Origin of the sequence: Rhizobium sp. CF142 (assembly GCF_000281145.1) — a bacterium.
Lineage (GTDB): Bacteria > Pseudomonadota > Alphaproteobacteria > Rhizobiales > Rhizobiaceae > Rhizobium.
Genome location: NZ_AJWE01000021.1, coordinates 47,492 through 70,007, shown reverse-complemented (window position 1 = coordinate 70,007; position 22,516 = coordinate 47,492). Strand labels below are relative to the sequence as shown.

Sequence of the window (22,516 nt, the reverse complement as noted above, 5' to 3'; positions counted from 1 at the left end):
CATGATCATCGCCTTGGGAGGGGCTTGATGAAGAAATTCATGAACACAGCGGAGACTATGGTCGCCGAAAGCATCGAAGGCTTTGTGCGCGCCCATCAGGAACTCGTTGTGTTTGGCGCCGACCGTAAATGTATACGCCGCCGTGAGCTGGTTCCTGGCAAGGTCGCCATCATTTCTGGTGGTGGGGCCGGCCATGAGCCAATGCATATCGGCTTCATCGGTCGCGGCATGCTCGATGCTGCCTGCGTCGGATATATCTTCACATCGCCCACGCCCAGCCAGATCGTCAGCGCGATAGAGGAAGCAGACACCGGCGCCGGTTGTTTGCTCGTCGTCAAGAACTATGATGGCGACGTCATGAACTTCGAAATGGCGTCGGAGATGGCGTCGGACCGGCATAGAATAGAAATGGTCCTTGCCTGCGACGACATCGAAACGACGAGGGCCGGCGACGGTCGCGGGCGACGTGGGGTTGCCGGTACGCTGATCACAGAAAGGCTGCTTGGAGCGGCAGCGGAGCAGGGTCGCTCCCTTTCGGAACTAAAAGCCTTTGGTGACAGCCTCTCCTCACGCATCCGGTCGATGGGCGTTGCCCTGACCGGTGTCGCGGTCCCAGACACCCAGCGCACAACCTTCGCGCTCGGGCCGAAGGAGGTGGAAATGGGCGTCGGCATTCATGGGGAGCCGGGTCATTCGAGAGAGCGGTTCTCCGACGCTGACACTATCGTCAGGTATCTCAGCGAGACTATCCTCAACGATATCAGCCGAAGCACAGACAAAGCATTGCTCCTGGTGAACGGACTTGGCGGCACACCGCCCGCTGAACTCTATCTTGCCTACAACTCTGCCCTTCGCATCATGTCGGAATACGGCCTGCGGGTTGAGCGCTCGCTTGTTGGCACCTATGCCACTTCGCTCGACATGCAGGGCCTTTCCATCACGCTCGCCTTCCTGACGGACGAGGAGCTTTCTCTGTGGGATTCGCCCGTTGCCACCGCTGCATTGCGCTGGAGGTGCTAGGCATCTCGTGATCAGAAGTCGCGATGGCCTTGTCCCTGTCTTCGCAGCGAACCGTTACGCTAGGCGCAAATCAAGCAGCGGATGCAATTTTTTCAGATTCGGAAGCGATTTTGCCTGCCAGGGATATTGGTTGGTGCCCTTCACAACGAGCTGGAGCTCGCCCATTTTCCTGGCCTCGATTGTCAGTTTGGCAAGCAGGTTTATGCCGGAGGAGTTGAGGAACTCGAGACCCGTCAGATTGAACGTTACTTGTTTGTGTCCTTCATGGAGCAGCCCTAGTACCATCGAATGAATGGGCGCGTAGGCGTCGGGTCCTGCCAGCCGAAATATACCATCGAAATATACCTCGGTGTTTTCTGCCCATACGCGGAAATTTTCGTCGCTGATTTCCATTTTTCGCTCACAGCTTGGAGGAGGGCGGCAACGCCACCAATGCAGTCGTCGTCAGTTTGACATGGTCGTCGTCGGCTTCTTCGAATGCCCACGCCATTTTTGCATCATAGTCGCTTAGAAGGGTGAGCAATCCCAAACCGGATCCGCTCCCTTCCGATATTGCATTGCTTTCGATCCGTTCGAGAAGAAGCTCGCCGGGTTCCCTCGACCGAAGTCGGTGCAGCAGCTGCTGAAGACGAGATGACGATGCGCTATCGATGCTGTTCGTTGTCCTCATGAAAAAGCATCCGTCCAATATCCCGGCCTCGATGAGGATTTCTCCGGGCTGTCGAAATTTGACGGCGTTTTCGATCAGCTCATTGCTGAGATATCCGATGTCGTGATGCGCTTGCGTGTAGTCTCTCTTTGAGTGGGAATACGGGAGGGCCATTACTTCTGCGATGAAGTCCGAAGTCATGCCCGAATGTTTCCACCCGAGTTGAAGCGGTCCATCGCGCAATGTCAGACGCGTGCTCGCATCCAGGTTCTCATTTGCCAGAGATTCGACCCCATATAACGTTGGTGTCATGCGTCACCTATGCCGTACTGCGAGAAGTGTGATGTCGTCATGGATCTTTTGTGACCCAATAAAATGCATCAATGCCGCAACGATCTCGTAGACGATTTTGTCGGCACTTTCGTTCTTGAGGCGAAGTGCCTCGAGGCACAGACGGTCGATGCCAAACAGTTCTCCAGCGTCGTTCTCGGCTTCCGTCACGCCATCTGTGTGGAGAAGAATGAGGTCGCCCTTCTCGAACGCTATCTTGCGGGTCTTGATGAACGAGGAAATATCGGCCTGCAGTCCGATCGGTATTCCCAAATCCATAGTATCGATACGTTCGATCTCGCCGTTCGTCCGTATTACGATCACCTCTTCGTGCTGGCCAGACAGGATCATTTCTTTGCCGTCGTAGTCAAGGAATGCCAAAGTGAGATGCTTGTCGATCTTGGTTCTCACGATATTCTTGAAAAGGGCGCTATTCAGGTCGGTGAGAAATTTGACCGCATCGACATTGCCTGCCTCCTGCAATGCGCGGGCGACCGACTGAACCATCAACATCAACACTCCGCTTTCGAGCCCGTGTCCGGCGACGTCACCAATGCCGATTTTCAAACGATTGCCGCTTTTCAAAACATCGTAATAGTCGCCACCGACCTCCTCGGCAGGTCTCATGTATGCCGCTATTTCCAGCGCCGGCAGTTCGTCAAGTTCCTGATGCAATGGCAGCACCATCAACTGGATTCTCTCGGCGACGGCCAGTTCTGTCCCAAGTCGTCGATTTTCTCGCTGAAGCTGCGCGTTCAACGTTGAGATCTCTTCCTTTGCATCTTCGATCTGCGCCGTTCGCTCTTCGACGAGTTGCTCGAGATTTTCCGTGTGGAAGCTGATCTCTTCCGCCATCCTGTTGAACGCTTCTCCTGCCTCGCCAACTTCGTCTTTGCTGGCGATGGCAACCCGTACCGAGTAATCCTTCGTCTGGATCCGTCTCGCGGCATTTGCGAGGGCACTGATACCACTCGTTATTCGCTTTGAGGCGGCAAGCACGGCGAGGGTCACGATCGCCAGCGACATCGCGATCGCTAGGATCTGATAGAGCACGATGCGGTTCGTGGCTTCGGAAATTTTGGCTTGTGCCGCGTATAGGGAGGCATCGATTTCCCGTTCGGGTACGGCCAGTACGAGGGACATCGCCTCTTGACGGACCGGGCCGCCGGACCAGAGATTGGTCGCAGGCAGCTTCTTCACGATCACGATGTAGGGGACCTTTTGTCCGTCTCGTTCCAACAACAGGTGCTGGATGCCCTGTTCGCGGTCCAGCGCCATTTTCGCAATTTCGGGCTGGGAGCTTCCCTTCAACGACCGCTCCAGTCCGGTCACGCCTGTTCCGCTCGTATCGCTCGCAGACCGCAGGCCGAGAGTCTCTTCGCCTGTATGGTTGATTGCGACGACGTTTCCGTCAGACATTGCGAGGAAGCCAAACCCGGATTGGGCCACTTTCACATTCTCAACGGTCTGGGCGAGTTGGTCGAGCGTGATGTCCGCGCCAGCCGCGCCGGCGACGTCCCTCCTGTCGGCCGTCCATAGGGGATGAAAGAAACTCACGATGAGCTTCCCGGTAATCGCATCGGTATATGGCGCTGTCTGCGTGATATCTTCTGCGACCGGCCGTGAATTCATATTTGTGGCCCAGCTCTGCCAAGACTCGTAGAGCCCGGGAAAAAAGAAGTCCCAGAAATTTGCATCGTTGTGACCGGGATAAAGACGGTCGAAAGTCTGAGCCTGATCCGTGTACGGTGCGGTTCTGAAAATCGGCCTTTCCTTCGGGCCAATGTAATACATCTGGAGCTTGGAAGAACCATGTTGCAGCAAACTCGGCGCGACGATGTCCAGAACCGAGCTCGTCTGGATGTCGGCCTCGACGTCAGGTCTTGGACTATGGTCAGGCTTCAGCAGGTAACCCCAAACGCTCACAACGGAGACAGAGCCCGGAGCGTTTTGAGACCAGTTCCCCTTCTGGTCATAAACGAGGCGGACGCTGTCGGGAGAGGTTCGAGCGATCGCCGCACCGACGTTTACATTGCGCTCGGGATCATCGATTTGTGCCTGAAGCACGCCTGCGAGCGTACCAACATCGTTGTGAACCTGCCGTAACAACAAACTGACCTGGGCAGCGGTGGAGTCGGCATATGTTCCGATGTATTCCTGGCTTGCTGCCTCGAGGCCTTGCCCGACCTCCAGCGTCGCGTCGCGTGACAGCCGTTGGACGTTCCAGAGTGCCAATCCTCCGCTCACCAGCAGATCAAAGAGGACTGCTCCGCCGACAACCAAAATGAACTTTGCGCGGAATGAACCCAGCTTGATCGGTCTTTTCGAAGATATCCTGTCCATCATAGCGGCTTTCGGCCGGACGCCGCCCAGATCGGCCAGCCCGCGTAACCCTTCGGATGAAGGGCCGCGAAAACGTGATCTTTAAATCCCTGCCTGAACCTGCGAATGAACTCCGGCGTGTCCCCCCGTCGGACCGCCATCTGGCCCGCGTAGACGTTTTCCCAGGCTTCGATGATGTCGGCGAAGTCCTGGGGATCGCCGTCAAGGTTTGTTACCATGAAAGTATCGACCTTGATCGCGTCGAAGCCCGCGTCGGCGAGCAGGTGACGGCTTTTCGGCCCCATCTCGACGTCCATGTCGAAGTGCCTGAACAATTTGGCGACTTCTTCATAGGTCCACTTGATCGTTTCCGCATGTGGCTCGCCCAGGCAATGCGAGTTTTTCTCGTTTGTAATATAGACCCGGCCGCCGGGCTTGCAGATACGGTAGAGCTCCCGCAGCAGCATCTCAGGTCGGTCGAAAATCTGGAGGGAATGCCGGCACGTCACAAAGTCGAATTGATTGTCCCGAAGCAACATCTGGGACGCATCGCCATAGGTGTATTCGATTTCCTTCAAATCGAAGTCCGCAGCCACTCTACGAGCGTAGTCCAGGCTGCGCACCGAGTGGTCTAGGGCGACAAGGCGGGACGGCTTAAATTCCCGTTGAACCAAGGCTGCGAAATCACCAATCCCGCAGCAGATGTCCGCAACGACAAGACCGCTACGGAGACCGTGACGAGGCAATAATTCTCTCTCGTGCCTCCATGTCATTTTAGTCTGAGTACGGAGAATGGGAATGAAAGCCTCGTCTTCCACAAAGCTCTGCCCGGGATAAAAGGCCGAGTCGTAAGCTTCCACCGTCAGGTTGGGGTAGCGTTTGGCCAGCTTTTCAAAAACCGGAGTCGACCACGCCATCACGCTCGAGGTCACAATTACGATCTTCCGCTCTGGTCTCGTCCGGCAGCTTTCCATGAGGATATCGGCAAGGGCGGAAAAGGCCGTCATGTTGATATGCGTCAGGCGTTTGACATTGAGGTAGACAACCCCGCTATACCTTTCCAGGCTTTGCTGCATCAGCGACAGGGCATCGGCAATTTCCGCGGCACCTTTTGGCCGTATCTTGCCGGACAAAACCAGCTCTTGGTTTGTCGGATCAAAACGCACTGTGAAGGATGCAGCGTGGCTCATTGAAAGTCCTCGGCCAAGGGGAAATCCGCGACGATCTTCGTGCTCTGCACACCGTCTGTCTCAATCCGGATAGTTGAGCGGAATATTGTCGCCAAATCTCCGAGCAGCGCAGTCGTATCGGCCGTGAACGCCTTCCCGTCTCCTGCCTCACCCGCGAGGGGAGGCCGGAGCTCGATCAGGCTCGCACTTGTGTGACGACCACCGGACAGGTCCTGATAGGGGAGTTCAATTGTCAGGCGATTTGTTGTTGCGTTTCGATGGAGACTGAAACTCATCAAACCTGATTGACCCGACCAGCGGAAAGCAAGTTCAACGAGCTCGTTCGCCGCGACCGAAAGAAAATTCGAGTATCGGGCGGGGTCGCTGTGTCCTTGACCAAGAATGTCGGAGAGATACTCGGTAATCCTGTCGCAAAATCTCCATTCGGATTTCACCAATGCGACATCCATTTCCAGCGACAGCATGAGGGTGAATGCACGGTGATCGATGCTGGTTGCTATCTCTTCCAATACACCCTCCGTTGGTACATGGGTGGCGCATGCCATCCTTTAGAACATCCTGTAACGTTCGCACTCACAATTGCGTGGCGCGGCCTTGGGATGTGTTCGCACGATCGATAAATTCCCCAATCGTCGCGATCGGGAGCGGTCTGCTCACCAAATAGCCTTGCAGCCTGTCGCATCCCGCCTTGCGCAACCAGTTCGCCTGCTGTGCCGTCTCAACCCCTTCGGCGGTGACGCGCATGTGGAGGCCATGTGCAAGCTCAATGACACAGCGCACGATTGCCTGGCTTTTGAAATCGCTTTCGAGATCGGTAATAAAATATCGATCGATTTTTATCGTGTCGAAAGGGAATGTTTTCAGATAGCTGAGGGATGAATATTCTGTCCCGAAGTCGTCGAGGGCGATTTTGATGCCCAGTACGTTGAGAGTATTGAGGGTGTCGATGTTGTTGACAGTCCGCTCGAGCAGCACGCTTTCGGTTATTTCAAGCTCCAGGCGATCCGATGGAAATCCCACAAGATCCAGCGTTTGCGAAATCCGATCGGTAAGACCGTTTGTCAGGAATTCAGCCGCCGACACATTGACTGCGACGATGTAGTTCTGTGGCCAGGTCATCGCTTCCCGACATGCCTGTTCCAAAACCCATGCGCCTATTTCCGGCATCAAGCCATCTGCTTCGGCCATTGGAATGAAGGTGCTTGCAGGAATACTCCCGAGCAGGGGGTGGTGCCATCTCAGAAGCGCTTCGAAGCCGACGATGGAACCGACCTCGGCGATCGGTTGATACTCCATTGAGAATTGGTGGTTTGCCAGGGCTATTCGAAGGCTCCGGCGCAGTAGCTCGCGCTGCTCCAGCAATTCAAGCATTGAAGGATCAAACGATTTTGCGCGACGGCGACCTTCCTTCTTCGCGGCGTAGAGTGCGACGTCAGACGCCTTCATAAGTTGCTCCGGACTGGCGCCGTCCGGTGGCGCACTTGACACGCCAACGCTGCTACCGACAAAAACCGCGATGCCGTCGATCGTGAAGGGCTTTTGGAATGCCGCAACGAGGGCTTCCGCCAGTTGGTGACCCTTGGCCGGATGTCCCGGGCCCATGGAGATGACCATGAATTCGTCACCCGCGAGGCGATAAGCCCTGTCGTCTTTTGCAAGGCATTCTTGAATGCGGCTAGCAGCAAGTTGAAGAAGCTTGTCTCCGGCCGGATGACCCAACGTGTCGTTCACAGGCTTGAAGTCGTCGAGGTCAAGCTGCATCAGAGACAAGGTCTCGCCCGAGGCAGCTATTTCCGTCAACGACACAGCGAGATCCTCGCTAAACTGGCGTCGATTTGGCAAGCCCGTCAACGGATCGTGGGTTGCCAGATGCAATAGGGTTGCTCGTTCATCGTCAAGGCGATCGCCGGATCGAACAACTGCGTACATATTTCCGATCTGAAAGATCGTTAGTCTTTGCGAACCAGGTTTCCTGACATTGACCGACAATCGCAAGGACTGGACGCCTTCGCCCATTGAGCGGAGTGCCTGCATGGTCGCCAATTTGTCCAGTTCTGGAAAATGCTCCCATAGCGACATTGCGGGTGCAAGCGCAGCGGGCAGTTCATCGCCCAGCAAGTTTTTGATCGGATTGAAATCGTGGTCGAAGAACAAGAGCCGATCGATCGGGCTCGGGGCATGTTCCTGTCTATCTTCAGGAGTCGCGCGCGTGGCACGAACTTTACGCATGTCTGAGCTCTCCATGGTCGAGTTTCCTTGAGAACGATCACCGCAACTCAAAGCCGCCACAACTTAGGTATGCATTATCTAATTTAGATAGTACGGATTAAAAATGTTCAAACCTCTTTTTCGCGCAGGAAATTGCAACTTTCGGCTGGCGCGCCGATTGCTACGCCTTCTCTTTATATAGCTAAAAGTGTGGGTCGGGGACTAGGTCGTAGTGACGATTTAACGTTTTGGAATTCGCGGTTTAAGCAAATCGGATTCAAGACTGGCCATTGGAGGCGTGTCATGGATATCGACACAGTCAGCGCCGACCAATGGTCTCGGATCGGACCTTTTGTGCCCGCAGGGCGCTAGGGGCGGCGAGGGTCACGCTCTAAACAATCGTCGCGTCGTCGATGCGTTGATCTGGATGGCCCGGTCAGGCGCATGCGGGCGCGATTTGCCTGCGCAGTATGACGACGATCTGACGGTCGAGCGGGCGCTATCACGGCTGGATCGAGATGGGTGTGCTGGAACACGCCGCTCCCTTCCGCATCGGATGTCGGTCACGGCAATCGCGTGCGCAATGCTGCGCGATCCTCGGGGAGTTCGTTTCACACCTCAGGCTAAAAATAGAATACAAATTCTATGTACTAAATGATGATAAGGTTAGCTTGATCCCCGTATCAATTTCGGGGCTTTTCAAAATGGGCATCAAAGCCAGACTCACTGCCGCAACATTCCTGGGCGCATGGATGTCACTTACTGCGACCGCGTTCTCTGCCGATCAGCCGGTCAAGGGCGGGACGCTGATCTATCTGGAGCAGCAGGCGCACACCAATCTCTATTCGCCGGCCGGTGGCTTCTATCCGAACGGCGGTATTCTCAACCAGATCACGGATAAGCTGACCTACCAGAACCCAAAGACGCTCGAAATCGAGCCGTGGATCGCTGAATCCTGGACGGTCAATGACGATGCGACGCAATATACGTTCAAGATCCGGCAGGGCGTGACATTCTCGGACGGTTCGCCGCTCGACGCCAATGCGGTTGCCAAGAACTATGACGTCTACGGTCTGGGCGACAAGGGTCTCAAGCTTCCGGTGTCGGAAGTGATCAATAATTATGATCACAGCGAAGTCGTCGATCCCTACACGGTGAAGTTCTACTTCAAGCGGCCATCGCCGGGCTTCCTGCAGGGTACATCGGTCATTGGCTCCGGCCTGGTCTCCCTGAAGACGCTTTCCTTGCCATTTGAACAACTGGGCGATGCGACCAAGATTATCGGTTCCGGACCGTTCGTCGTCGAAAGCGAAACCCTGGGCAAGGAATTATCGCTGAAAGCCCGTGACGACTATAGCTGGGGACCAGCCAAGCTGGAGCACCAGGGCAGGGCGTATCTCGACGGTATAAAATATATCGTCACTGGTGAAGACAGTGTGCGAATTGGAGCTCTTCTATCGGGTCAAGCTGACTTTATCCGCCAGGTACAGGCCTATGACGAGGAGCAGGTCGAAGCGCAAGGTTACAAGATCTATGCCGCCCCGACACGCGGTGTGAACAACAGCGTCGTGTTCCGGCCTGACAATCCGCTCGTTGCGGACCTTCACGTTCGCCAAGCCCTTCTTCACGGAACCAATGCGCAGGAAATCGTAACGACGCTGTTTTCAGACCATTACCCTCAGGCAAAATCGATCATCGCCTCGACCGCTCAGGGCTATGTCGATCTCTCTTCCAAGCTGAATTACGATCCCGAGCAGGCCGCCAAGCTCTTGGATCAGGCCGGTTGGACGCTCGGCGCTGATGGGCAGCGCGGGAAGGATGGGCAGAAGCTCGTCCTGACCGCCTATGAATCGCTGCCGCAGCCACAGAACAAGGCGACGCTTCAGCTGGTCGCCCAGCAATGGGCAAAGCTTGGCGTGACGTTGAACGTGTTGGCTGGCGACGCGGGCAGCAAGACTTTGGACGATCTCGATCCGGCAAAAACCCCGGTAGCACCGGCAATGGTCGGCCGCGCCGATCCGGACGTGATCAAGAGCAACTACTATCCGAAAAACCGGGACGTTCTGCGTCAGAAGGGCGGTCAGAGCGACAAGGTGAAGAGCTTCGTCGACGACAAGCTCAACCACCTGTTGGAGGGCCTCTCCTCTGAACCCAATCGTGACAAGCGCCTGGCCATCGCCGCCGACATCCAGAACTACGTCCTCGACCAGGCCTATGCCATCCCGATCTTCGAGGAGCCGCAGGCCTTTGCGGGTGCTCCCTACGTCAACGGCGTTGCCTTCGAAGCCGTCGGTCGACCCTCCTTCTACAGTACCTGGCTTGCCGAACACTGAGGAGCACAAGCTGGCCCGGTGTGGCCGGGCCAGCTTTGGAGATCGTCATGGCTAAATATTTTTTCTCGAGGATCGGACAGGCATTGCTCGTTTTATGGGCTGCCTTTACCGTTTCATTCGTCCTGCTCCAAGCCTTGCCCGGTGACGCGGTCCTGATCAAGTTTCAGAACCCGGACTACGGACTAAGCCCCGAACAGATTGCCGACATCCGCGCTGCCTATGCGGCGGACGGGACGATCTTTTCGCAATATCTCCATGCCATCGGCAATTTTCTCACCGGAAACTTCGGCTATTCACTGCAGGCTGGCGTTGCGGTGCGCGATCAAATCGCGACCAACCTTCCGCCAACCCTTTGGCTCGCCGGACTGGGCCTTCTTGGCGCCATCCTGCTGTCAGTCTTGATCGCGATACTTGCAAACCTGCCGCCCTTGAGATGGCTTCGATCGCTGGCGCACTCGATCCCTTCTCTCTTCATCTCGGTTCCGACCTTCTGGCTCGGAATCATGCTGATCCAGATTTTTTCGTTCCGCTTCCGGCTTGTGCCGGTCATCAACCCAGGTCCGTGGCAGGGCTTGATCCTGCCTGTTCTGACCGTCGCCGTTCCAATTTCCGCGCCTCTCGCCCAGATCCTTCTGCGCAACATCGATGAGATGCTCACGCGCCCGTTCGTTCCAGTCGCCCGCGCCAAGGGGGCTTCACATGTCTGGGTCCTGTGGCGGCATGTGGCCAAAAACGCCCTGCTTCCCGTAATGACCGTGGCAGGCCTCCTGTTCGGAGAGTTGATTGCCGGAGCGGTCATCACGGAAACCGTATTTGGTCGCAATGGCATCGGAAGCCTCGCAGAGCAGGCTGTCAATTTCCAGGATGTCGCTGTCCTGCAGGCGATCGTCGTTATCTCCGCCGCAGCCTTCGTCGCTATCAATCTGGCGGTGGACCTCCTCTATCCGGTCTTCGATCCGCGCCTGAGAACAAAGCTGGGAGAGGCCTGATGAGCCACGTCGAAGCGCCCGAACGTCATTTCAATATCGATAGCCCTGATCCTGTCGACTGGACGGCACCGGCGAGCGGGGATGATCTTGGCGAAACAAGGTCGATCAGCCGAAAGCGGCGTCTTGCCATCGAACCAGGCATGTTGCTTGCCTCAATAGTGCTCGCAATCGTTCTGCTTTGGGCCATCGCGCCCGGCCTGTTCACGTCCTACAATCCGATCGAGGGAATTCCACGTCAGCAGTTGAAGCCACCAAGTACGCTCCATCTGCTTGGCACCGATTCTCTGGGTCGTGACCTCTATGCCAGGCTTGTCTACGGGTCGGTCCATTCGTTGTCGGGTGCACTTGCCGCAGTCGGCATCGGGCTAGTTGTCGGAACAACATTTGGGCTTCTTGCCGGATCCCTGGGTGGATGGGTTGAAACCATCGTCATGCGGATCGTCGATGTCCTGCTCTCCGTTCCCGTGCTCCTGTTGTCACTCAGCATCATCATTCTCCTGGGCTTCGGCACGATAAACGCTGCGATAGCAGTCGGCGTGACTTCGATCGCGAGCTTTGCCCGTCTGGTTCGGTCGGAAGTCGTCACGGTCAGGCGAAGCGACTATGTCGAGGCGGCCTTCGGTAGTGGTGGAAGCTTCCTGAAAGTGCTCCGGCGGCACATCCTCCCGAACTCCCTGACGTCCGTCATTGCCTACACCGCCTTGCAGATCGGTTGGGCGATCCTGCAATTGTCGACGCTCGGCTTCCTTGGCTACGGCGCGCCGCCGCCGACACCGGAATGGGGCCTGTTGATTGCCGAAGGACGAAACTATGTCGCCACCGCCTGGTGGCTGACGGCCGCCCCGGGGATCGTCGTTGTCGTCGTGGTGTTATCGGTAAACCGCATCAGCCAAGCCATTGGAAAGGGATCTCGATGAACCGTCCTCTCTCCAACCCTGTCGACGGCAGCGCCCGACCGGAGCCTGTCCTCGACGTATCGGGGCTGACGATCGGGTATCAAGATGGTGACCAGGTCCGTGTGGCCGTCGATGAGATCGATTTCAACGTGGCAGCCGGCGAAGTGGTCGCGCTGGTCGGTGAGTCCGGCTCTGGGAAAACCTCTTCGGCCCAGGCCATCATCGGTCTGCTCGCTGACAATGGCCGCATCATCAGCGGCACGATCCGGCTCAACGGAACGGATATTTCCGGCTGGCCGCAAAAGCGCCTTGACGCGATCCGTGGCTCGGTTGTGAGCCTGATCCCGCAGGATCCCGGAAACTCGCTGAACCCGGTCAAGACAATCGGCAAACAGGTTGCGGAGATCCTTGCCATTCATGGCCATGCAACCGGGCCCGTCGCCTATTCGCAGGCAATCGAGCTATTGGAACGGGTCGGCTTGTCGGAGCCCAGGCTTCGCGCGCAGAAATATCCCCATGAGCTTTCCGGCGGCATGAAACAACGCGTTCTCATTGCAATCGCGATCGCATTGAAGCCAGCCCTGATCATCGCTGATGAGCCGACCAGCGCACTCGATGTCACAGTACAGAAGCATATCCTCGATCTCATCGACGAATTGCGCAGCGAGTTCGGGACGGCGGTGCTTCTGGTCACCCACGATCTCGGTGTGGCAGCCGATCGTTCGAACCGGCTCATCGTCCTGAAGCAAGGCCGCATTCAGGAACAGGGCCGCACCGCAGACATTCTGGCAAACCCGAAAAGCGCCTATACCCGCCAGCTTCTTTCGGATGTCCCGTCTTTGAACTTGAAAACGCGCCGCGCAGAGACCAGGCGCGTGAGCGTGCCCGCAACCGACGACGTTCTTGTCGTCGAGAACCTCGTCCAGGACTTCGGTCTCGGCAGGAGCGATAGCTTTCGTGCAGTTGACGACATTTCCTTCCGGGTTCGCCGCGGAACTACTCACGCGGTTGTCGGCGAGTCTGGCTCAGGCAAGACCACCATGATCCGGATTGTCTCGGCCTTTCAGAAGCCGACATCGGGGAGGGTGATTGTCGATGGTCTCGACCTTGCCACTCTGCGCGGGGAGACCTTGCGACAGTTCCGCAGGAAGATACAGCTGGTTTATCAAAACCCGTTTGGATCCCTCGATCCCCGCCAGAGCATCTTCCGTATTGTTGAAGAGCCGCTTTTAAACTTCGAGCCTCTGCCCAAAGACGAAAGGGCAAGACGTGTGGCAACGGCGATCGAGAGGGTTGGCTTGCCCCTCGACGTCCTGCAGCGCCGGCCTCGAGCATTGTCGGGTGGACAGCGCCAACGCGTCGCAATTGCCCGCGCCTTGGTGCTGAAACCGGAAATTCTTGTGCTCGACGAAGCCGTATCCGCCCTCGACGTGACCGTGCAAGCGCAGATCCTTGCTTTGCTCGACGAGCTCCAGCGCGATCTCGGCCTGACCTATCTCTTCGTTTCCCATGATCTCGCCGTAGTCAGGCAGATCGCCGACACCGTCTCGGTCCTGAACAGCGGACGTGTCGTCGATAGCGGAGCCGTAGAAGAGGTCTTCTGCAATCCGAAGAGTGCCTATACGCGCGAACTGATCGACGCGATCCCAGGCAAGAAACTTGTTCACCGCGCCGTTCAGCCAACGACGTCCAATGCAGGAAAATAGCATGACCCGGACAGATATCCCGAAAAAGCTCGGCTTCTTCAGCCGAGTGCTTGATCAGGCGGACCCGGCCACCCGCTACCGGCTTGTGGCAGAGCAGATTATTCACGCCGAGGCATTCGGTTTCGACACTGCCTGGGTGGCGCAACACCATTTCAATGGCGATGAAGGCGGTTTGCCAGCCCCTCTGGTGTTTCTGGCCGATGTTGCCGCAAGGACCTCGCGCATCCGGTTGGGCACAGGCGTCATAACTTTGCCTATGGAAGACCCGGTTCGCGTTGCAGAAGACACGGCCGTTCTCGATCTGCTTTCCAACGGTCGTCTTGAGGTCGGTTTCGGCACTGGCGGGACGCCGCAATCCTTCCTGCCGTTCGGACTGGAAAGCAGCGATCGTGGATCCGTCTACGCCAGGCATCTGGCGACGGTTCGTAACGCTTGGGCGGGCAGGGCGCTTGCCGGCGATAATTATCTCTATCCCGCGGGTGGGGACCTCGGCGATCGTGTCTGGCAGGCAACATTCTCTGTGGGTGGCGGTGAGCGAGCAGGGCGGGATGGTGATGGTCTGATGTTGTCACGCACACAACCACGGCCGGCCGAAACGCCGAAAGCTGAACTTTGGGAGTTGCAGAACCCGATCATCGACGCTTATCTGGCTGCCCTCCCAGAGGGGCGTGCTCCGCGCATCCTGGGCTCTCGAAGCCTGTTCGTCGCAGACGATCGCAAAGAGGCACTTCATTTCGCCGAGATCGGTCTCAACCGCAGCGTCGAGCGCTTCATCGCCAACGGACACAAGGTCAACGCATCGACGACCGCAGAACTCATCAAGGCCTTCGACGTCCATGTCGGAACGCCCGATGACGTGGTTGCGTCTTTAAAGGCCGATCAGTCGCTCGCGCGGGTCACCGATCTCGTTTTCCAGGTCCATTCGGTTGATCCGCCTCATTCCTACATCCTGCGCTCACTGGAATTGATCGCAACGGAGGTCGCACCGGCGCTCGGATGGCTGGGCGCCGCGCGCAATTCTCAACCGCAGCGTCACGCTGCTACAGCCTGAATTCATTAGAGGGAAATTCCATGCCGTCATCAAAGTCATCGTCAAAAGATGTGATCGATCTTCTGGCCGGGATAGAACCTGGCTCATTCGTGGATCGAATTCGTGCCGAGCGGCCGGAAACCAAGCTCAATGCGCAGAAGAGCTATCTGGCTCTGTTCGAGCCCCGCGAAGAAGGCGATGTTACCCGTGGAGAGCGACTGGCACTCGCCACTTTCATCGCCGGGCTCCACCAGGCCGACGAAGCGAGCGGGCTTTACGATGCTGGTCTTAACGAATTAGTCGGAGGATCTTCCCTTTCTGGCGCGGTGAGAGCCGAAGTGGATAATGGCGTGACCAACGGTCCCTATGGTTCTTATCCCGAGGGTCCTTTATCCGCCGAAAACAAGGAAGGGCTTGTCTTTGCCGTGTCCGATATTGGCCGCGCGGTGTTGGGAGAGAAACTGAGCGCAGGATTGGAGCACGCCCATCTCTTGGTGTTTCGCCCACGCGATGCCAGCCCGAATGCACTTCAGACGCTGTTGGATGCAGGCTGGTCGACGACCGGGATCGTCACGCTCTCGCAGATCGTCGCGTTTCTCTCGTTCCAGATCAGGGTGATCAAGGGGCTCAAGGCGCTTGGCGCCGCTGGCGCCGGACAGGCCGCCTCGTCGGCAGCCGCAGAATAGGAAGCTTGATATGACTGAATCAGTTATTCGTCCGAACGTCGAAAATTCTCCGAACATCTTCACGCAAGATGAAATCGGCTGGACGCCTTGGCTTGAACCTCTCTTCGAATCCGATCTTACGGACCGGCATTGGGCAGGACTTGTGGATGCTGCGCGGTCCAAGTCTCCATACTTCATGCTGCTCGTTCGAGATCCGGACACGCTGGAGGCGCGCACGAAGACGGACAAGGACATATTTTATAATACGACGTCCGGCCTGCCTCGTGCGGAAAGGGAACTTGCCGCAACGGCCGCCTCGCGTACGAACGGCTGCATCTTCTGCGCATCCGTCCACTCGCGGTTTGCCTCCCATCACTCCAAGCGCACCGAAAACGTGGAACGGCTTCTGAAGGAAGGCACAGAAGTGGATCTCGGCAGCCCTCGCTGGAACGCGGTTGTCGCGGCATCGGTCGCGATCACCGCAACGCCCACGGAGTTCGACGTTGAGGATATTGTGGGTCTTCGGGAGGAGGGGCTGTCGGACCTGGAGATTGCCGACGTTATTCACGGGGCAGCCTTCTTCAATTGGGCGAACCGACTGATGCTCTCGCTCGGTGAGCCGACACCCGCGGGCCGGTAGTATCCATCTCGAAGGTTGAGGCGGGACCCGAAAGGTCCCGCCCGCGACGGTTGCGAAGGCTTTCCGACGATAAGCGCCGCCAGCGATCGCCAACAATAGAATTTTGTTCCTGCATTGCCTTGAAAACGTAACGGTCGCCTTTTTCTATTAAGCCGACAAATTTCGACCGCGTCGAGCGCTGCAAGCCGGATCTATTTTTGCGTCAGCCAGGCCTTCACGTGGCGGCTGAAGGCATCCGATAGTCTCTTTGCGAGAGCATCCTCCGTCTGGGAAGACTGCGCGGCGTTGATCGCCATGGCTATGACAATCCCGATTTCCCCGTCACCTCGAATTCCCTTGTCTTCGCCGCGAATGTTTTGAGCCTCAGCAATCAGTCGGCCCGTCTTTGCGTCCTCCAAGCGAACCGTTCCGGAGATATAGCTGTCATTGCCGGCAATGATGCGTCCGGCCTTGCTGGAAACATCGACAATGTGCAGGGTGACAATCAGCCTGCCCGCGGTCTTGCCGCCCGGCACTCCCTTAACGTCACGGTTCAACGAATTATCGAGCGCACGGACGACCGCTGGTAGCTGCGGATCGGGTCGCGCGCGATCGAAGCCTCCCATGCTGACGTCGGGGGCGGTTTCCACACGGATTTGCGTAACGGAGGTCTCCCGCAGCGCCGATACAAGCCTCGGATCCGTGGTAACGCACGAGGTTAGGAGGACAAAAAGAGGAAATACCGCGAAAAGCCGTGACAGGCGCATGATAACTCTCTGAGGACGTTGGAGTGATAAATCTAAAGAGGCAGCCAGCCGCCTTGCGGCCAACGCGCTCTTAACTTGCTCATTTTTTGCCAGAAACGAATTATTTCTTGTAGAAACAATAGGTTGCCTGAAAACGGCAGAGCCCGCTACACTGGAAAGAGACGGGTCAAGGACAGCTTGCCGGTTTGAAAGAGGGAAAGATGTTGGTGTGAAGAATCAGCGTGTAACATGTATGAAATGCAACTTGAGGAATGTTATCTGAAGTAGCTTCTTCAGGCGCCCTTCTGCCGATGTCAACGTATGATTGTATGCGATGGTGAATGATCTTTTATTGATAGGCGCTTCATTCTAGCAAAAATCGATTTTGCCGATAAACGGCGAAGAAGAGCCGGACAGTTGGCTCGAGTGCTCGCAGATAAAACGGAAGAAACGATCGCGATTACCAGCCGACGCGCATTTGAGGAACGGCTTCGCCTCACGCAAGTGGATATTCGCAGGCCACGTGCTTGAAGACCTCGCACCCGTTAAGCATTACAACGTGACATCCCCGGACTGTGCGTCGACACCCAGCTGCGCAAAGCTCTGAAACCGAAATACCCCGTTTTGCGGCATCTCTTTGCACTTGCGCTCAGGTTCGCTGCCGTCCCGGCCCGTCAGGTCATATAGACGCCACCGGTAACGTTGATGCCCTGGCCGGTCATGAAGCGGGCGCTGTCAGAGCACAGGAAGACGACCACGTCGGCGACATCCTCAGGTGTTTCGATGCGACCGAGCGGTGTTTGCCCGACATATTCGTTGAAAACCTGTTCCGGCGTGATGCTTCGCAAGGTGGCTTCCCACTCGATCTCGCGGCTCTGCATGCCGGTCTTGACGAAGCCAGGGCAAACGGCATTCACCCTGATCCCCTGGGGAGCAAGCTCGCGCGCCAGCGCCTGCGTCCAGCCGAGCACCGCAAACTTGCTTGCGGAATAGTGCGCCAGAAGCGGCGCGCCGACCTTGGCGGCCAGCGATGCAGTGTTGACGATGCAGCCGCGGCCTTGTTCCGAGAAATGGCGCCCGGCGATCTGGTTGGTCAGGAATATGCCGCGGGTGTTCACATCGAAGTTGAAATCCCATTCCTCGTCGGTCAGTTCCAGCGCCTTCTGCATGGTCGAAACCCCGGCATTGGCAATCAGGATATCGATGCCGCCCAGTTTCTCCAGCGCGCTCGAGAAAGCCGCCTGCACCGAGGCGCGCTTGCGCACATCGACCTCGAGGGCAATCGCGCCGTTTCCGATTTCCTGCGCCGCCTTTTCGGCAGATCGCACATCGATATCCGCAATGGCGATCGTTACGCCCTGCCGGGCGAGCGCCTTTGCGATGGCAAGACCGATGCCGGTACCGCCTCCGGTAAGGAAGGCACGGCGCTCGCGTAGTTCTGGGAAACTCGGATGGGTCATGACTGCTCCTTATTATGCTGCACCACGATAAGAAACAAAATCGAACTTATCAAATGTTTTTTTTGTTTGCTTGCGTTCGTTTCTCTGTCTATGCTTTCGACATCTCACACCGGACGGGTAGTTTCGCCCGGAAAAGTCTGACGCCGCTAAAGGATCTGGAAATGGTTTTTGACTGCTTTGGAGCCCGCAAGAAAGTCGTGATCTCCATGGCCCATATAGGGGCGCTGCCGGGTTCTCCGCTCTATGATGCCGATGGCGGTGTCCAGAAACTGATCGATGGCGTAATGTCGGATGTGGAGAAGCTCCAGGCCGGCGGCGTGGACGCCATCATGTTCGGCAATGAAAACGACCGCCCGTATGTATTCAAGGGCTCGCCGGAAGGCATCGCGGCCATGACGGCTATCGTCCAGGCGATCAAGCCGTCGCTGAAAGTACCGTTCGGCGTTAACTACCTGTGGGATCCGCTGGCCAGCGTCGCCATCGGGGCCGTCACCGGCGCAAGCTTCGTGCGCGAGATCTTCACGGGCCTGTTCGCCTCGGACATGGGACTGTGGCAGCCGGATTGCGCCAGCGCCGCGCGCCTGCGCGCCACTCTCGGCCGCAAGGACATGAAGATGCTGTTCAACATCAACGCGGAATTCGCCCATTCTCTCGACCAGCGCCCGATTGCTCTTCGCGCCCGGAGCGCCGTCTTCTCGTCGCTTGCCGATGCGATCCTCGTTTCGGGCCCGATTACCGGCCAGCCGGCCAATCAGTCGGACTTGCGCGATGTCTGCGATGTCATAAAGGACGTCCCGGTCTTCGCCAATACCGGCGTCAACATCGACAACGTCCGGGATATTCTCGGCATGGCGCAGGGTGTCGTCATCGGCACCCATTTCAAGGTCGACGGCAACACCTGGAATGCGGTTGACGCAGGCCGCGTCAAACGCTTCATGGACGTAGTCGAAACATTGCGCTGAGACGGAACCGCTTCATGACCGTTGTTCTTGGCCTGGATATCGGGACGACCTCGACCATCGGCATCCTGGTCGGGCTACCCGACCGCATATTGGCGACCGCTACCCGCCCGGTCACGCTTTCTTCCCCCCACGCCGGATGGGCCGAGGAGGATCCGGGCGAATGGTGGGCCAATGTGCGCGCCGTCGTGACGGAACTCCTGAACGCGAGCGGTATCGAAGCGTCCGAGGTTAAGGCCGTCGGCGTCACCGGCATGTTGCCGGCTGTGGTGCTGCTTGACGGCGAGGGAAACGTGCTGCGTCCGAGCATCCAGCAGAGCGATGGCCGCTGCGGGGCGGAGGTTGCCGAACTTCGGCAGGAATGGAACGAGCCCGATTTTCTCAAGCGGGCCGGCAATGGCATCAACCAGCAACTCGTCACGGCCAAGCTGCGCTGGATCGAGCGGCATGAGCCGGAAGTCTTCTCCCGCATTGCCACTGTGTTCGGCTCCTACGACTACATCAACTATCGCCTGACTGGCAGCCGGGCCATAGAGCAGAACTGGGCGCTGGAAGCAGGTTTCGTGGATATTTCGACAGGCCTTGTCGACGAGGACCTGATCCGCCTTGCCCATGTCAGGCCCGACATCCTTCCGCCCAAGCGGGCTTCGCACGAGATCATGGGCTTGGTCGATGCCCGCGGCGCAAGCGAGACTGGCCTGGCGGTCGGCACGCCGGTCGTCGGCGGCGCGGCAGACATGATCGCCTCGGCTCTCGGAGCAGGTGTCATCGATGCGGGCGACGTGCTCCTGAAATTCGGCGGAGCGGTCGACATTCTCACGGCAACCGATCTCGTGAAGCCCGATCCGCGCCTGTTTTTGGATTACCATCTCGTGCCGGGCCTGTTCATGCCGAACGGCTGCATGTCGACTGGCGGTTCAGCCCTCAACTGGTTCGTCGATACATTTGCCGGAGGCGAGCGGGAAGCGGCGCGGGCCGCGGGGCGAAGCCTTCACCAGCATCTCGATGTCCTGGCCTCTGCCAAATCTGCAGGCGCGGACGGGCTGACCATTCTGCCATATCTGCTCGGGGAGAAGACCCCGATCCATGATCCCGCAGCGCGCGGCGTCATTGAAGGGCTCACGCTTTCGCACGATATCGGCCATCTCTGGCGAGCTCTCCTGGAGGCCTATGCCTATGCAATTCGCCACCATATCGAGGTTCTGGTCGATATGGGTCACCATCTCAGGCGCTTCCTCGTGTCGGATGGCGGATCGCAGAGTACCGTCTGGATGCAGATCGTTGCGGATGTGCTGAATGCGCCGGTCCAGCGCCTGTCCGGTCATCCTGGCTCCTGCATCGGAGCGGCATGGACGGCAGCGATCGGCGTCGGCCTGGAAGACGACTGGCGGGGCGTGACCCGCTTCGTCACCTTCTCCGAAGTCCTGCAGCCGCAGGCCGAGAACCTTGCTTCATACCGGGAAGGTTACCTCCGCTATCGTGACCTCTACGAACGGCTCACGTCGCGCTGGAGAGCCGGCTCGTGAGTGATGCCGGCTTTCTGGCCGTTGCGTGGGATATCGACGGAACGCTGGTCGACAGCGAGCCGTTGCACCACCGCGCGCTGGTGGCGGCATCGCGGGGTTTCGGCGTCGACCTGTCCGATCTTCCGGATATGGCGTTTCGCGGCGTCCACATGGGCGACGTCTGGAGGCTGTTGCAGTCCCGCCTGCCGCAAGGGCTCGCAGAACAGGAATGGCTGGACGCGATCAATTGCCACTATATCGAAAACCGGCACAGCCTGCAGGCCGTGCCAGGAGCGGTCGAAACCATCCGGATGCTCGCCGATATCGGCATTCCGCAAGTATGCGTTTCCAATTCCTGCAGGCCCGTCGTCGACGCCAATCTCGATGCCATGGGCATTTCCTCCTGCATCCGTTTTTCGATCAGCCTCGATGATGTAGCGGAGGGCAAACCCTCGCCCATGCCGTATCGCAACGCGGCAGAACGCCTGGGGTTTTCTCCTGCATCGATCGTGGCTGTCGAAGACAGTCTCACCGGTCTCGTCTCCGCCAGGGCCGCAGGTCTCTATGCTGTGCTCTTCACCATGCAGAAGGGCGGTCTCGAGGAAGAGGACACGGACCGGCGGCCAGATCTGACGATCGACGCGCTGGCCGGGGTCGCCGCGCTCTTTTCTGCAGGCAATGCAACCAGCCATACGTGTTAGGCGAAATGTGCAGCCTGTACTCCCCACAGAGGTGATCATAATCGCCTGTGCATGGCGTGTTTGATTCGAACAAGCTTTGTTTGAAACGCTTTCCCTTTCGGCTAAGCTAGCTTTTATCTTCGTCGCAACGGACATTGGCGACAAACGAAAGACAAGAGGCAGATGGCGAGGGAACAGTCGGCGTTGAAAACGAATGAACGGCCCAAATTCCTGGCGCAGGTCAGGCAGGCCGCAATTGTCGAAGCGATTGGCCGCTTCGGCTCGGTGACCGTAAGCGATCTGGCCCAGCAGCTCTCGGTGTCGGAAATGACTGTCCGCCGCGATCTCGTAGAACTCGAAAAGGACGGCAAGCTTATTCGCACTCATGGCGGCGCGGTGAAGCCAGATCGTGCGCCGGCGCTGCCTGTCAGTGAAAGTGCCGACAGCGAAGAGCCAGCCTTCGAAACCCGCCTTGTTCGAAACGAGAACCTGAAGAGGCGGATTGCTTCTGCCGCCGTCGATCTTGCGGCGGGAGCTCGCAGCATCGCGCTCGACGTTGGAACGACCACCTATTTCGTATCGGAAAGCCTGGCGGTACGTCCGCACACGAAGATCTTCACCAACAGCATTCGCAGCGCCGCACATCTGGCCGGAAGAGGAGCGGAGATCTATCTGGCTGGCGGTCGAATCCGCGGCGAGGAAATGTCCACGAGCGGTTCTTCCGCCGTGAACCAGTTCGAATCCCTGTGGTTCGACGTGGCCTTCGTCGGTGTTTCCGGTCTGACACCAGAAGGGATCTTCGACTATTCGTTCGAAGAAACGGACATGAAGCGTATATATCTTTCACGAGCGTCCCGGCGTGTGGTGTTGTGCGATTCAACCAAATTCAACAACATGTCTCTGGTGTATGTGGCGGCGTTGACGGAGTTCACTACGCTTATCTGTGACGAAATGCCGACTGGCGATCTCTACAGGGCGCTGACCAACGCAAACGTGGAAATTATCGTCGCCAATTGACCGGACCAGTTCCGCATGTCTACGACGCAGTGTCCCTAAATTCGGATCACGATTGCTTGCTGAGAACTTGCTTGTCCTTTTAAGACGTAAATGCGCATTGCATGCAGTGAGCGTGCGAACGATAATGCGCTGGAAATTCCCCCGGAGCGGGGGAGGGCAGGTTGCTATTTGTTGCTTTTTGTTAGAGATTGT

The 22,516-nt window shown here is 57.6% G+C and carries 20 protein-coding genes; 12 read left to right on the top strand and 8 right to left on the bottom strand.

What is annotated here, in order from left to right:
• The first annotated feature begins 27 nt into the window (after nt 1–27).
• A complete protein-coding gene (locus PMI11_RS06635; protein WP_007814741.1) occupies nt 28–1,020 on the top strand; it encodes a dihydroxyacetone kinase subunit DhaK in 993 nt (330 codons plus the stop codon).
• Between the two features lie 54 nt (nt 1,021–1,074).
• Here PMI11_RS06635 and PMI11_RS06630 read toward each other — a convergent pair whose 3' ends face one another.
• The 6 genes from PMI11_RS06630 to PMI11_RS06605 form a co-directional block, all read right to left on the bottom strand.
• Entirely contained in the window at nt 1,075–1,413 is a 339-nt protein-coding gene (locus tag PMI11_RS06630; RefSeq protein ID WP_007814738.1) for a slr1659 superfamily regulator, read from the bottom strand.
• Between the two features lie 7 nt (nt 1,414–1,420).
• The gene (locus tag PMI11_RS06625; protein WP_007814736.1) at nt 1,421–1,981 is read right to left on the bottom strand and encodes a slr1658 superfamily regulator; all 561 of its coding nucleotides are present in this window, start codon (nt 1,979–1,981) and stop codon (nt 1,421–1,423) included.
• Between the two features lie 3 nt (nt 1,982–1,984).
• Entirely contained in the window at nt 1,985–4,345 is a 2,361-nt protein-coding gene (locus PMI11_RS06620) for a SpoIIE family protein phosphatase (protein ID WP_007814733.1), read from the bottom strand.
• A complete protein-coding gene (locus tag PMI11_RS06615; protein ID WP_007814730.1) occupies nt 4,342–5,511 on the bottom strand; it encodes a class I SAM-dependent methyltransferase in 1,170 nt (389 codons plus the stop codon). Before PMI11_RS06615 ends, PMI11_RS06620 begins: the two co-directional genes overlap by 4 nt.
• Nucleotides 5,508–5,975: a hypothetical protein gene (locus PMI11_RS06610; RefSeq protein WP_085990527.1), complete on the bottom strand. Its 468-nt coding sequence runs from the start codon at nt 5,973–5,975 to the stop codon at nt 5,508–5,510. Before PMI11_RS06610 ends, PMI11_RS06615 begins: the two co-directional genes overlap by 4 nt.
• A 109-nt stretch (nt 5,976–6,084) precedes the next feature.
• Nucleotides 6,085–7,740, bottom strand: coding sequence for a putative bifunctional diguanylate cyclase/phosphodiesterase (locus PMI11_RS06605; RefSeq protein ID WP_007814726.1), 1,656 nt, complete (start codon nt 7,738–7,740; stop codon nt 6,085–6,087).
• A 731-nt stretch (nt 7,741–8,471) separates the two neighbouring features.
• Between PMI11_RS06605 and PMI11_RS06600 the strand changes: the two genes are divergently transcribed.
• From PMI11_RS06600 to PMI11_RS06570, 7 genes are read left to right on the top strand one after another with little or no spacing between them, the layout of a single operon-like run.
• A complete protein-coding gene (locus PMI11_RS06600; protein WP_244430540.1) occupies nt 8,472–10,052 on the top strand; it encodes a TIGR04028 family ABC transporter substrate-binding protein in 1,581 nt (526 codons plus the stop codon).
• Nucleotides 10,053–10,099: 47 nt separating this feature from the next.
• Nucleotides 10,100–11,041, top strand: a complete 942-nt coding sequence (locus tag PMI11_RS06595) for an ABC transporter permease (RefSeq protein ID WP_007814723.1) — start codon at nt 10,100–10,102, stop codon at nt 11,039–11,041.
• Entirely contained in the window at nt 11,041–11,958 is a 918-nt protein-coding gene (locus tag PMI11_RS06590) for an ABC transporter permease (RefSeq protein ID WP_007814722.1), read from the top strand. The genes PMI11_RS06595 and PMI11_RS06590 overlap by 1 nt, the downstream gene beginning before the upstream one ends.
• Entirely contained in the window at nt 11,955–13,643 is a 1,689-nt protein-coding gene (locus PMI11_RS06585) for a dipeptide ABC transporter ATP-binding protein (protein WP_007814721.1), read from the top strand. Before PMI11_RS06590 ends, PMI11_RS06585 begins: the two co-directional genes overlap by 4 nt.
• Nucleotide 13,644: 1 nt before the next feature.
• Nucleotides 13,645–14,694, top strand: a complete 1,050-nt coding sequence (locus PMI11_RS06580) for a putative FMN-dependent luciferase-like monooxygenase (RefSeq protein ID WP_007814720.1) — start codon at nt 13,645–13,647, stop codon at nt 14,692–14,694.
• A 20-nt stretch (nt 14,695–14,714) separates the two neighbouring features.
• Entirely contained in the window at nt 14,715–15,359 is a 645-nt protein-coding gene (locus PMI11_RS06575; RefSeq protein WP_007814719.1) for a CMD domain protein, read from the top strand.
• 10 nt (nt 15,360–15,369) lie between these two features.
• Nucleotides 15,370–15,978: an alkylhydroperoxidase domain protein gene (locus tag PMI11_RS06570; RefSeq protein ID WP_007814718.1), complete on the top strand. Its 609-nt coding sequence runs from the start codon at nt 15,370–15,372 to the stop codon at nt 15,976–15,978.
• A gap of 191 nt (nt 15,979–16,169) precedes the next feature.
• Here PMI11_RS06570 and PMI11_RS06565 read toward each other — a convergent pair whose 3' ends face one another.
• Nucleotides 16,170–16,724 carry a hypothetical protein gene (locus tag PMI11_RS06565; protein WP_007814717.1) on the bottom strand — a complete coding sequence of 185 codons (555 nt, stop codon included), beginning with the start codon at nt 16,722–16,724 and terminating at the stop codon, nt 16,170–16,172.
• Nucleotides 16,725–17,377: 653 nt separating this feature from the next.
• A complete protein-coding gene (locus PMI11_RS06560; protein WP_007814716.1) occupies nt 17,378–18,163 on the bottom strand; it encodes an SDR family NAD(P)-dependent oxidoreductase in 786 nt (261 codons plus the stop codon).
• 161 nt (nt 18,164–18,324) lie between these two features.
• Between PMI11_RS06560 and PMI11_RS06555 the strand changes: the two genes are divergently transcribed.
• The 4 genes from PMI11_RS06555 to PMI11_RS06540 all read left to right on the top strand — a co-directional run bounded on the left by PMI11_RS06555 (nt 18,325) and on the right by PMI11_RS06540 (nt 22,324).
• On the top strand, nt 18,325–19,125 hold the full coding sequence (locus PMI11_RS06555; protein WP_007814715.1) for a BtpA/SgcQ family protein: 801 nt from the start codon (nt 18,325–18,327) through the stop codon (nt 19,123–19,125).
• Nucleotides 19,126–19,139: 14 nt separating this feature from the next.
• Nucleotides 19,140–20,648 carry an FGGY-family carbohydrate kinase gene (locus PMI11_RS06550; RefSeq protein ID WP_007814713.1) on the top strand — a complete coding sequence of 503 codons (1,509 nt, stop codon included), beginning with the start codon at nt 19,140–19,142 and terminating at the stop codon, nt 20,646–20,648.
• A complete protein-coding gene (locus PMI11_RS06545; RefSeq protein WP_007814711.1) occupies nt 20,645–21,328 on the top strand; it encodes an HAD family hydrolase in 684 nt (227 codons plus the stop codon). The genes PMI11_RS06550 and PMI11_RS06545 overlap by 4 nt, the downstream gene beginning before the upstream one ends.
• A 162-nt stretch (nt 21,329–21,490) precedes the next feature.
• Nucleotides 21,491–22,324 carry a DeoR/GlpR family DNA-binding transcription regulator gene (locus PMI11_RS06540; protein WP_007814708.1) on the top strand — a complete coding sequence of 278 codons (834 nt, stop codon included), beginning with the start codon at nt 21,491–21,493 and terminating at the stop codon, nt 22,322–22,324.
• The last annotated feature ends 192 nt before the right edge of the window (nt 22,325–22,516 follow it).

Bases quoted from the DNA above. Each gene is read 5' to 3' on its own strand.
- PMI11_RS06630 (WP_007814738.1), bottom strand. From the start codon at position 1,413: ATGGAAATCAGCGACGAAAATTTCCGCGTATGGGCAGAAAACACCGAG.
- PMI11_RS06585 (WP_007814721.1), top strand. From the start codon at position 11,955: ATGAACCGTCCTCTCTCCAACCCTGTCGACGGCAGCGCCCGACCGGAG.
- PMI11_RS06590 (WP_007814722.1), top strand. From the start codon at position 11,041: ATGAGCCACGTCGAAGCGCCCGAACGTCATTTCAATATCGATAGCCCT.
- PMI11_RS06615 (WP_007814730.1), bottom strand. From the start codon at position 5,511: ATGAGCCACGCTGCATCCTTCACAGTGCGTTTTGATCCGACAAACCAA.
- PMI11_RS06565 (WP_007814717.1), bottom strand. From the start codon at position 16,724: ATGCGCCTGTCACGGCTTTTCGCGGTATTTCCTCTTTTTGTCCTCCTA.
- PMI11_RS06580 (WP_007814720.1), top strand. From the start codon at position 13,645: ATGACCCGGACAGATATCCCGAAAAAGCTCGGCTTCTTCAGCCGAGTG.
- PMI11_RS06595 (WP_007814723.1), top strand. From the start codon at position 10,100: ATGGCTAAATATTTTTTCTCGAGGATCGGACAGGCATTGCTCGTTTTA.
- PMI11_RS06550 (WP_007814713.1), top strand. From the start codon at position 19,140: ATGACCGTTGTTCTTGGCCTGGATATCGGGACGACCTCGACCATCGGC.
- PMI11_RS06600 (WP_244430540.1), top strand. From the start codon at position 8,472: ATGTCACTTACTGCGACCGCGTTCTCTGCCGATCAGCCGGTCAAGGGC.
- PMI11_RS06560 (WP_007814716.1), bottom strand. From the start codon at position 18,163: ATGACCCATCCGAGTTTCCCAGAACTACGCGAGCGCCGTGCCTTCCTT.
- PMI11_RS06575 (WP_007814719.1), top strand. From the start codon at position 14,715: ATGCCGTCATCAAAGTCATCGTCAAAAGATGTGATCGATCTTCTGGCC.
- PMI11_RS06625 (WP_007814736.1), bottom strand. From the start codon at position 1,981: ATGACACCAACGTTATATGGGGTCGAATCTCTGGCAAATGAGAACCTG.
- PMI11_RS06570 (WP_007814718.1), top strand. From the start codon at position 15,370: ATGACTGAATCAGTTATTCGTCCGAACGTCGAAAATTCTCCGAACATC.
- PMI11_RS06540 (WP_007814708.1), top strand. From the start codon at position 21,491: ATGGCGAGGGAACAGTCGGCGTTGAAAACGAATGAACGGCCCAAATTC.
- PMI11_RS06610 (WP_085990527.1), bottom strand. From the start codon at position 5,975: ATGCTGTCGCTGGAAATGGATGTCGCATTGGTGAAATCCGAATGGAGA.
- PMI11_RS06605 (WP_007814726.1), bottom strand. From the start codon at position 7,740: ATGCGTAAAGTTCGTGCCACGCGCGCGACTCCTGAAGATAGACAGGAA.
- PMI11_RS06620 (WP_007814733.1), bottom strand. From the start codon at position 4,345: ATGATGGACAGGATATCTTCGAAAAGACCGATCAAGCTGGGTTCATTC.
- PMI11_RS06555 (WP_007814715.1), top strand. From the start codon at position 18,325: ATGGTTTTTGACTGCTTTGGAGCCCGCAAGAAAGTCGTGATCTCCATG.
- PMI11_RS06635 (WP_007814741.1), top strand. From the start codon at position 28: ATGAAGAAATTCATGAACACAGCGGAGACTATGGTCGCCGAAAGCATC.